At 65.0% G+C, this 10,303-nt stretch carries 9 protein-coding genes; all 9 read right to left on the bottom strand.

Annotation, left to right across the window (positions count from 1 at the left end; genetic code table 11):
- Nucleotides 1–2: 2 nt before the first annotated feature.
- On the bottom strand, nt 3–437 hold the full coding sequence (locus VN419_RS14565; protein ID WP_349255590.1) for a type II secretion system protein: 435 nt from the start codon (nt 435–437) through the stop codon (nt 3–5).
- Nucleotides 438–537: 100 nt separating this feature from the next.
- On the bottom strand, nt 538–927 hold the full coding sequence (locus VN419_RS13035) for a type II secretion system protein (RefSeq protein WP_325647651.1): 390 nt from the start codon (nt 925–927) through the stop codon (nt 538–540).
- Nucleotides 928–1,092: 165 nt separating this feature from the next.
- Entirely contained in the window at nt 1,093–2,337 is a 1,245-nt protein-coding gene (locus VN419_RS13040; protein WP_325647652.1) for a type II secretion system F family protein, read from the bottom strand.
- 11 nt (nt 2,338–2,348) lie between these two features.
- Complete coding sequence (locus VN419_RS13045) at nt 2,349–4,064, bottom strand: GspE/PulE family protein (RefSeq protein WP_325647653.1); 1,716 nt, start codon at nt 4,062–4,064, stop codon at nt 2,349–2,351.
- Nucleotides 4,065–4,086: 22 nt separating this feature from the next.
- Nucleotides 4,087–5,391 (bottom strand): ExeA family protein, encoded by a 1,305-nt coding sequence (locus VN419_RS13050; RefSeq protein ID WP_325647654.1) that lies wholly within the window; start codon nt 5,389–5,391, stop codon nt 4,087–4,089.
- Nucleotides 5,388–7,220 (bottom strand): type IV pilus secretin PilQ, encoded by a 1,833-nt coding sequence (gene pilQ / locus VN419_RS13055; protein ID WP_325647655.1) that lies wholly within the window; start codon nt 7,218–7,220, stop codon nt 5,388–5,390. The genes VN419_RS13050 and pilQ overlap by 4 nt, the downstream gene beginning before the upstream one ends.
- Complete coding sequence (locus VN419_RS13060) at nt 7,217–7,714, bottom strand: hypothetical protein (RefSeq protein ID WP_325647656.1); 498 nt, start codon at nt 7,712–7,714, stop codon at nt 7,217–7,219. Before VN419_RS13060 ends, pilQ begins: the two co-directional genes overlap by 4 nt.
- Nucleotides 7,715–7,837: 123 nt before the next feature.
- Entirely contained in the window at nt 7,838–8,395 is a 558-nt protein-coding gene (locus tag VN419_RS13065) for a hypothetical protein (RefSeq protein WP_325647657.1), read from the bottom strand.
- Nucleotides 8,395–10,303 (bottom strand): pilus assembly protein PilM (pilM, locus tag VN419_RS13070; protein WP_325647658.1); only part of this gene is annotated, 1,909 nt, incomplete at its 5' end. The genes VN419_RS13065 and pilM, both read right to left, overlap by 1 nt.

The following is a 10,303-nucleotide window of genomic DNA, read 5'->3' on the forward strand; positions in this document are numbered from 1 at the left end:
GGTCAGGGCCAGGGGATGGTGGCGTTGGCCAGGATGATCGTATCACCCTTGTTGAAGGCTGAGACCCGGAGATTGGATCCTTCCTTGGTGAATGAGATGTCGAAGGCGCCAGTGTTGGCGCGCCCTGTGCCGTCCAGGTCCAGGTAGTCCGATCCGCTCACATCGCTGATGCCTGCTGGGTACTTGCTATTCACCAACATGTAGCGCTGGTAGGCGCTCTTGAATCGTGCAGTGCCGTCATTTGCTGCGGTTTGGGCCATTGTTGTCCGGGCTTGCTCAACAAAGCTCACGTAGCGCGGGGTAATGATGAGCGCCAGGATGCCCAGAATGATGAGTACGACGATGAGTTCGACAAGGGTAAAGCCTCGCGAGCAACGTCCTTGTCCAGCACGCTGTTGCTGTGGCCAAAACTGGCTGTTGTTTGCCGAGTCCACCATGCAATGCAGGATAACATGCCGTAAATGCACTGCGCAAGGTTGGGGGCACAAAAAAAAGGGAGCGCCGAAGCGCTCCCTTGAAGATGTCGGGCTGTGGCCGCTACTGAGGCCAGGCGAAAGTCTTGGTCAGCACGGTTGTGGCGTTGTCCTTGGACTCCGTGGCCTTCGCGCTGACATCGGTGCCGGACTGGCTCATGGTCACGGTCCAATCACCCATGTCCATGGTGGCGTTGACCATGTTCGCTGCAGTCAGAACGGCAAGGCTGGCAGCAACCTTCTGGTTCGTCAGCAGGTAGTTGGCATAGCCCATGTTGAAGCGGGCGATGCTTTCAGAAACCGCGGCGTTGGCCGCACCTTCCTTGGCCTTGCTGGTCATGTCGAAGTACTTCGGCGTGATGACCGCGGCAAGAATGCCGAGGATGATGATCACCGAAATGAGTTCGATGAGGGTGAAGCCGCCTTCTTTCCTGGTCCGGTTCGTCAAAGTCATGGGGGTCCTCCTTGGTGTATTCCCGGGCTGCGCCAGGAAATTTGTGCCGTTTTTTTCTCCCGGGTGTTCCCGAGAGTCGCTGTGATAACCTTTAGCAAAACCTGTTCCATCACGTCCAGCATCTTGCTTCTTGTCTGCGTATAACCACCGGAAATCGCGAAAAAATTATTTAAGGCCACTCATGGAGTGTTGCATCAGTTCCACCAATGGCAGGAAGATGGCCAGGGCGAAAAAACCCACCACGCCGGTAAGGCCCGCCACCAGCACGGGGCCGAGCAGTTCGCTCATCTTGGAGACGGCATATTCCACCTCATAGTCATAGTGTTTGGCCGCCTCGCGCAGCATGTCCTCCATGTTGCCGGTTTCCTCGCCGATGGTGATCATGGAGATCATCATGGGCGTGAAGGACTTGGCCCCACGCAAAGGGCCGGAAAGCCCGCGCCCCTGCTCGAGCTTTTCCCGCAGGTTGCGGAAGTCGTTTGCGATGTAGGCGTTGCCGATGGTGTCGGTCAAAATGTCCATGGCTTCCAGCACGGTGATGCCGCTGGCCTGGAGGATGGCGAAGATGCTGGCGAAGCGCGCCATGGCGGCCTTCTTGAACACCGGGCCCAGGATGGGCAGCTTGAGGAAGAAGCCATCGCGGGCGATCTTGCCTGCCTCGGTGCGGAAATAGGCCGAGAGTGCGAAGACCGTGCCGCCAATCGCCGCCAGGGCCACGTACCAGAATTTTGTCAACGCGGCGTACAGGCCGAGGCAGATGCGCGTGGGGAGCGGCAGGGCGATGCCCGCCTTGGTGAACAGATCCACGAACTGCGGCAGCACGAAGAGGATCAGGATGAAGAAGGCCGCCACCAGGGCCACCACGACCACCATGGGGTAGGTCAGGGCGCTCTTGATGTCCTTTTTGACCTTGAACTCGTGCTCCACGATGTAGATGAGGCGCTCCAGCACCTCGGTCAGGGTGCCGCTTATCTCGCCCGCGCGGATCATGTTGCAGTAGAGTTCCGGAAACACGCCGGTATGCTTGGAGAAGGCCTTGGAGAGCGTGGTGCCGCTCTTGATGTCCGCGCCGATGCTGACGATGGCGCCCTTGAGGCGCGGGTTCTCGGTCTGGTTCTGCAGCACGTCGAGGGATTGCAGCACCGGGATGCCCGCGTTCAGCATGGTGCGCAGCTGCTTGGTGAACAGGATCAGGTCCTGGGGCTTGATGGACTGCATGCGGTTGGCCAGGTCCGTCAAGAAACCGCCGCCTGCACCGCCGCCATCGGGACCGCTGGTTTCCGCCACCCCGGTGGGAATGAGCCCGCGCGCGGCGAGCTGGTCTTCGGCGGCGGCCACGCTGGCGGCTTCGATGACGCCCTTGGTGTTGCCGCCGCTGTTGGTGATGGCTGTGTACTTGAAGAAAGGCATGCCGCAGGCTCCTAGATCATCACCGCGCCGGCGGCCTCTTCCAGGGTGGTGAGGCCCCGGGCCACCTTGGCCAGGGCGTCGGCCTTCAGGGTGCGCATGGTGCGCGCCTGCACGCAGGCCTTGGCGATGTCCTTGGCCGTTGCCCCACGCATGATCATGTCCTGCACCATTTCGTCCACCTGCAGCACCTCGTAGATGGCCATGCGGCCGGAGTAGCCGGTCTGGTGGCAGGTGCGGCAGCCTGTGCCGCGCTGGAAGCTGAAGCGCGGCAGCATTTCCTCGCGGATGCCGAAGGCCAGAAGCAGATCCTTGCGCGGCGTGTAGCTCTCTATGCAGTGGGGGCAGTTCTTGCGCACCAGACGCTGGCTGATGGAGGCCAAAAGCACGGTGGACACCAGGAAGGGCTGGATGCCCATCTCGATGAGCCGTGTGACAGCTGTGGCCGCGTCGTTGGTGTGCAGGGTGGTCAGCACGCGGTGGCCGGTCAGGCCCGCCTGCACGGCGATCTCCGCCGTCTCGTTGTCGCGCACCTCGCCCACCAGGATGACGTCCGGGTCCTGGCGCAGGATGCTTCTGAGGCCCGAGGCGAAGGTCATGCCCGCCTTGCGGTTCAGCTGCACCTGCCGCACGGTGGGCATGCGGTATTCCACCGGGTCTTCCAGGGTGACGATGTTGATGTCAGGCGTGTTGATGTGCTTCAAGAGCGCGTAGAGCGTGGTGCTTTTGCCGCTGCCGGTGGGGCCTGCGGCCACGATGAGCCCGTAAGGCTTGACCACGGCGGACTCGATTTTGGCGCGGTCCGGACTGGAGAGCCCGAGCTCGCTTAAGTTCAGTCCGCTGGCGTTGCGCTCAAGCAGGCGCAGCACCAGGTTCTCGCCGTGGACCGTGGGCAGGGAGGACACGCGCACGTTGAATTCGCGCCGCTGGGTGACGAAGGTGAAGCGGCCGTCCTGGGGGATTTTGGAAACGGCGATGTCCATGTTGCCCATGATCTTGATGCGCGAGACCAGCGGCAGGAAGCTGGCCTTGGGCGGCGCCGGGATCATGCGCAGCTTGCCGTCCACGCGGAAGCGCAGCTGAATGCTGTCCTTCTCCGGGCTGATGTGCACGTCGCTCGCGTGCTCGCGCACGGCTTGGCTCAAAATGGAGTTCACCATGCGGATGACCGGGGCCTGGGAGGCCTGGTCCTGCAGGGTGTCGATGGCGATGTCTTCCTTGTCGTCGCCGCCGGCCTGGGTGGTGATGTCCCCGTCTTCGTCGGTCATGCCGCCGAAGAGGTCCTTAGTCTGGTCCGCGCGGCCATAGATGGCGCTGAACAAGAGTTCGAAGTCGTTCTCCGAGCAGATGACCGGCTCCACCTCGAGATTGGTGGCGATCTCCACGGCGTCAAGGGCGTTGATGTCCATGGGGTCGGTCATGGCGATGAGCAGCAGGTGCCCGCGCTTGGACAGGGGCACCAGCCTGTGGCGCTGGGCCAGCTCCTCCGGCAGGAAGGAGTCGATGCGGTCCTCGTAGGGGTGCTTGCCTGGCGTGTAGCGCTCGATGCGCAGCTGCTGGCTCACCGAGTCGATGATGATGTTTTCTTTGAGGATGCCCGACTGGATAAGATACTGGCCGAGCTTCAGGCCGGACTTTTTCTGGCCGGAGAGCGCGGTCTCAAGCTGCTCCCCGGTGAGGGCGCCAGCTTCGATGAGCAGTTCGCCAAGGCGTTTGCGATCCCGTTTCACGACGGACCTTTGAGCCTTTCGCCTATTGGCGGTCCAGAGTGTGGGGGGCCTTCTGGGCCAGGCGGCGCGCCTTGTCCATGCCCGCGGCCGCCTGATCCGTTGGGGCCAGGACCGCGCGGGCCGGAACGGCTTCCTGTTCGGGCAGATCGACCTGCAAAGGGGCCGGGCGGGGCATTTCCACAGCCTCGCGCACGGCGGGGCCATGGTCGCGCTGGGGCAGAAGCGACACGCGGGCGGTCGAAGTCTCCGCGTCCTGGGCTTCTTGCGTCGCGGCTGCGGCAGGGGCCAGGCTCAGCCCCTCGGCCGTGAGGCCCGCGCCGGGCTGGACCTCCGCCTGTGCGGCTGCGACGGGAGCCATGGCCGGAGCTGCGGAAACTGAGCCCGTGCCAAGCACCGGGCCGGAGTTGCCCAAAGACATCCATAGCCCGCCGAAGACCACGGCGATGGCCGCGCAGGCGGCCAGACCGGCCTTGCGGCGGCGGTTCATGCCCGGAGCCCCGGCGCGCAGGGCCGCGCGCACATGGGACAGCCGCACCCTGGCCCGGCCGGGGGCGGCCTGGCTGCACACCAGCATCTCCAGCAGGGACATGTGGCACAGGCGCACGGTCTTGCGGGGCGAGCCGCCTGAGGCCCAGTGGATGGCCAGCGCCGCGGGCAGGTTGAAGCGCACCAGAGGTTCGGCTCCGCCGGAGGCCACGATGAGCCTGTGCTCGATCATGCGCCGCGTCTCGGCCAGGGAAAGGGGCGTAAGCCTGCGCCGCACGTTGATGCGGTCGGCCAGGTTGGGCATGGCGTCGATGACCGGCTCAAGCTCGCGCTGGGCGAAAATGACGATCTGCAGGAGCTTCGAGGTGTTGGTCTCGTAGTTCAGCATCTCGCGCAGAATTTCCAGGTTTTCAGGCGAAATTTTCTGGCCTTCGTCGATGACCAGGATCACCAGGCGCTTTTCCACCAGCCCCAGGCGGAACAGCTGCTGCTTGAGCGCCTCCTTGAGGGCCCACAGGCCCATACCCGGCTCCGGGCTCTGCCCGGAAACCCCGGCCAGGATGACGCGCACGAATTCCTCGCTGCTGGCGAAGTGCGGGTCGAGCAGCAGGTGCACGTCCGTGGCCGCGTCCTCGGCAAAGGCGCGCAACAGGCTGCGGCACAGGGTGGTCTTGCCGGTGCCGATGTCGCCGGTGACGAGATTCAGACCCCGGCGCAGGCGCAGGGAGATCTCAAGCTCCTGCAGGCAGGTGGCGTGCTGGCGGGTATCCAGCAAAAAGCCGGGGTCCGGGGAGTTGGCGAAGGGTTCGCGATCAAAGCCGTATCCGGCGTAGTGGCTCATGCGCGTCCTCCTTCCTGGTCGGCGCTGTCTCTGCCAGCGGCGGCAGGCAGGGCCAGGGGCAGTGCCCAGGCGTGGGTGGCGGGCCCGGTCAGCGGCGCGCTGGAGCGTTCCTGCATCTTGACGCTCGGCGGGACGGGGGCCTGGGTGGCGGGCTTCTCAGGCCTGTCGCCGCGGGCTTCCCGTTCGGCCGCAGCCTTGCGGGCGTCCTTCAGCTCTTGTTCCAGCTCCTCGTAGGTCTTCTGGCGCTCCCCGGCCTTCCAGTCGGCCAGCACCGTGGGGGTGATGAAGATCATGAACTCGTCCTTCAGGTCGTCCTTGCTCTGGCTCTTGGCCAGCCAACCCAGGCCGGGAATGTCCATTACGCCGGGGATGCCCGATTCGTTCAGCTGCTTGCGCAACTTAGACAGACCGGAGATGACCACGGTTTCACCATTTCTGGCGATGAGCACGGTCTCGGTCTTCTTTTTCACGATATACGGGTTGCCGGCCACTGTGCGCGAGGAATCCACCTCGTCCTTCTGCACCAGGATGGTCAGCTTGATGAACTCCTCGTCGATGATGTGCGGGGTGATTTCAAGCCGCAGAACCGCGTCCTGGAAGTTGACGGTATACGTGGTGTCGGTGCCGGTGCCTGTGGTGCTCTGGTAGGGCACGCGTTCGCCCGCCTCGGTGTAGGCCTTCTGATTATCCATGGTGGATATGGACGGGCTGGAGATGATGTTCAGCTTGTTTTCCGAGGCCAAGGCCTGCAGCTGGGTCTCCAGGATGTTTCCGCCGATTTTGCCGAAGGTCATGTCCAGGGCCATGCCGGTGCCGCTGCTGACCACGGAGCTGGCGGGCAGTTTTACGCCCAGGGCGCCCAGAGTTCCGGTGCCCACCACAGCCTCGGAGGTGGTGCTGGTGGTGCCGCCGCTGGTGGTGGTGCTGGTGAGCGAGCTGCCGCCGTTGAAGCCCAGCTTGTTCCCGCTGCGCACGCTGCCGGTGTAGCTGCCGCCCCACAGAATGCCCAGGTCGCGTGCGGTCTCCTTGGTGGTTTCCACGATGTGCGCCTTGAGTTTGATCTGGGCGCGCGGCGCATCGAGCTTGGTCAAAAGGCGGGTGAGCTTGGGCATGTCGGTGTCCACGCTCTGGATGATGAGCGAGTTGGTCAGCTCGTCCACTTCCACGCTGCCCAGGGCCTTCCCGTCCTTGTCCTTGGTCAGGGTCTTCTCCAGCGTGGGCTTGATGAGCTTGGCGTCGGCGAAGCGCACCTTGGCCACGCTGGTCATGAGGGGCTCTTCCTTGTAGCGCATTCTGCGCAGGATGCTGGCGCTCTTCTTGGCCGACTCGAGCTCGATGGTGGCCTTGAGGTCGGTGAGGGACATGACGCGGATGGTTTCACCGTCGAAGTTGTAGGTCAGGTTGTTGGACAGGAGGATGCCGTTGAACACCTCGTCCCAGGGGCGCTCCACGATGTTCAGGTTCACCGTGCCGGTGACGCCGGGCGAGAGCACCAGGCTTTTGCCCGCGGCGCGGGAAAGAGCCTGGAGCACGGCCATGATGTCGGCGTTGTGCATGCGCAGGCTGATGCGCGAGGACGGCAGCCTGGCGGCCTGGGCCTCGTGCTGCTCCTGCGTGTTCTCCGGCTTGTCGATGACCATGGGCGGCTCCACCACGGAGAAGTGCCCGCGGGGCGAATGCCCCTGGGACTGTTTCTCCATGGCCTTCCAGGTCTCGGCCATGTCCTCCACCGGGGCGTGCTCCGGCTGCTTGTGCGAGGAGCAGCCAAGGGCCAGGATGGCCAAAAGCGCGACCATGAGTCGGAAAAAAGCGGCTGGCTTTCGGTTCATCTTTTCTTGACCACCCGTATGCGGATCTTGTCCATGTCGTCCTCCACAAGGGCGACGCGCTTGGTGAACTTGCGTCCGGTGGAGCCATCCGTTCGCTCCAAAAGCACGCTGTTTTTGTCTATGGCCTGGACCACGTATCCGCCCTCGGCCAGTTCATCTCCCCGCGCGTATTCCACGCCGTTGAGGACGGCGAAAATCTTCTGCCCGATCTTGATGTAGCCGGAGTAGACCAGTTCCTGGGCCGCGGCCGCGCCGGTCTCCTCCTGTGAAAGGCCGCCCTGACCGCCGTAGAAAGGGTCTCCACTGGCGTTGTCGGCCAGCAGGCCGATGCGGTAGGCCCGTTCCGGAGACAGCTTGGCCTGCTCAACGATCTTGCCCATCTCGTCCAGGTTCACCTGGGCCTGAGCCGGTGCGCCAGGAGCCATGGTTCCGCCAGGGCTGGAGAAATGCATCGCGCCAGCGACCACCAGGGTGGCGGCCAGGACGCCCAGCATTATTTTCTCCCGTTTCTCCATACCGTGTTCGCCGTGTCCCTGTGTTGCCTGTGTTTCCTGGTTGTCCGCCCTGTTTCCGCGCTTGTCCGCAATGGGCGGGCGCGCCAGCCTTCGTCGATCGGCCTAGCCGTTGCCCAGCGCCACGCGCAGTTGCACCAGCATCTCCAGGCGTCCGTCCACGGCGCGTATCTCCACCTTTTCCAGGCGCGACAGGCTGGGCATGCGGTTCAGCGCCAGCAGGAAGGCCCGCACATTCTCGGTCTGGCCGGAAAAAACGCCCTGGGCCTGAATGCTGTCCGGCTCCTGGGCCATGCTGGCGGCGTTCAGGCTCACGTCCAGGGGCTCCAGCCCCTCGGCCGTGGCCATGTGCCTCAAAGTTTCGGTGATGAGATAGGCCTGGGAGCGCGGCACCGGCTCCGCCTTGGGCGGCAGCAGGTCCTCCAGGGTGGCGTTGTGCGCGCCCATGTTCAGGCTGGCCAGGGTGGGCATGAGCTTTTGCTGGCGCTCCAGCCGGGCCTTCTGCGTGGCGATTTCCTTGTCCAGCTTGCGCCCTTCCATAAGCGGCATCACCGCCAGCAGGTACACGGCCAGGGCCAGCAGGGCCGCGCCCACGCCCGCGCGCGCGCCAAGCTGGCGCAGCTCCGGGCTCAGGTTGATCTGCATGTTGAGGGAGAGGGCCATCACTTCACCCCCAGATGCATGACGAAGTAGAGCACCTGTCCGCCGTCGCCCAGTTCCTTCAGGCCCGATTCGTTGACCACGGGCATTTGGAACATGGGCGAGCCCTGGAGGTCGATGATGAAGCGCGACAGGGCCGCGTCAAAGCCCGCGCGCTCGCCCATGACCACGCCCTCGATGACGATGGAGCCCTGGCTGCCCGGAGCGGTCTTGCCGTTCTGGGCCGGCGCCGGCGCCGATGTTTGGCCAGGGGGCGGCGGGGCCGCGGCCTTGGTCTCCTCCGGCTGGGGATATTCGGCCGTGAGGGTGAGGATGCGGATGTTCTGCGGCGCGCGGCGCGAAATGTCGGCCATGGCCGCCGGGGCCAACAGGCGCGTGGAGGCCAGGCGCAAGGCGTCCTGGCGCAGCCGGTACTGCTCGACCGTGAGCTGGAGCGTGCTTTCGTCGGCCAGGGGACCGAGGGCGGCGGACTGGGCCTTCAGGACCGAGAGTTCCGCGCGCTTGGCCGTGTTGCCACGCTCCAGCACCAGCCCGGCCAGGCCGATGAGCACCATGAGCCCGGCCAGCCCCAGGATGATGCTGCGCGTGACTACGCGCTTGGCTTCCTGGGTGGTGCGCACCTTGTAGTTGGAAATGAGGTTGATGCCCTTGTCCGGCTGGGCCAGGGCGGCGGCCAGGGCCGGAGCCAGGGCCATGCGGTCGGCCGCGGACGCGTGTTCCGCCCCGGCGCGCACAAGGGCCACAGGGTCGAAGATCACGGTAGGGAAGCCCAACTGCCCGGCCAGGGCCTGGGCGATGGCCGGGCAGCCGAAGATTTCGCCGCTCAGGTGCAGGGCGTCGCAGCGGGCCTGCTGGCTGCTGGCGTAGTACTCAAGGGTGCGTTCCACCTGGCGGGCAAGCCGCTCGATGGCCGGAGAGATGATCTCCAGCACTTCCTCGGCCGGCAAGATGTATTCCTCGCGCGCAAAATCGGGCCTGGGCGCGCCCAGCAGCAGGTGGCGCAGCAGTTCCTGGGCCTGGGCGGAGTCGAGGGCCGGCAGCGGCTCCTGGGCCGCGTCCGCGCCGTTTTCGCCCGCGCCCGGCAGGGGCAGTTCCAGGTCGGCCAGGAGCTGGCTCTTGGGCTTGAGCAGATCCTGGAAGTGCTCGGCCAGGGCTTCGGCCATGCTGCCGGCGCCTGAGCGGATGAAGCGGCTGAAAAGCAGCCGGTCCTTGGCGTACAGGCCGATGGCCGAAAAGTCCGGTTCCACGTGGATGTTGGCCGCCAGGGTGTGCCCTGCGGGCGCGCCCGGCAGTTTGTACAGCGCCAGCAGGGCGTTGGGGATGGCGGTGATGCCGGTGAGCGGACAGCCCGCCGCGGCAAAGGCGGCCTGGAGACGGTCCACGTCGGTGCGGCGCGCCAGACAGGTCAAGACGTCCAGCCTGGGCTCCTTGGCCTCGGCCGTGGGGCCCAGAGGCAGGTAGTCCAGCACGTACTCGGCCTCGGCGAATTTCTTGTCCTTCTGCAGGGTCCAGTACACGGCCGCATCCAGCTTGGAGCCGGAAAGCTTGGGCACGGAGAGGACGTTCAGGTCCAGGTCGGAGGAGCGCAGCACAGCCCAGATATCGACGCTGGACGGGGCGAAGCCGAGGCTGGACAGGCACTGGTTCAGGAAGGTGGCGAAGCCCTTTTCCCCCGGTGCCTGGTCGGGCTGCATGAGAAAGCGTCGGGCCACGGAAAGCGCCCCGTTGGACTGCTTGACCACGGCCAGAAACAGGCTGGGGCCGGAGATGCTGACGCCGATGCTGAAGGGTTTTCCCGTCTGGCCGAAGCGTATGGGGCGCTGCCAGATGGGCGTTGCGGTCCTGGGCGCGGCCGGGCGCGGCAGGTGGTCGCCCCCCGCCAGAAGTGACTCCGTGGGGAAGGGGCAGGCT

Source organism: Humidesulfovibrio sp. (assembly GCF_035560995.1).
Classification (GTDB): domain Bacteria; phylum Desulfobacterota; class Desulfovibrionia; order Desulfovibrionales; family Desulfovibrionaceae; genus Humidesulfovibrio.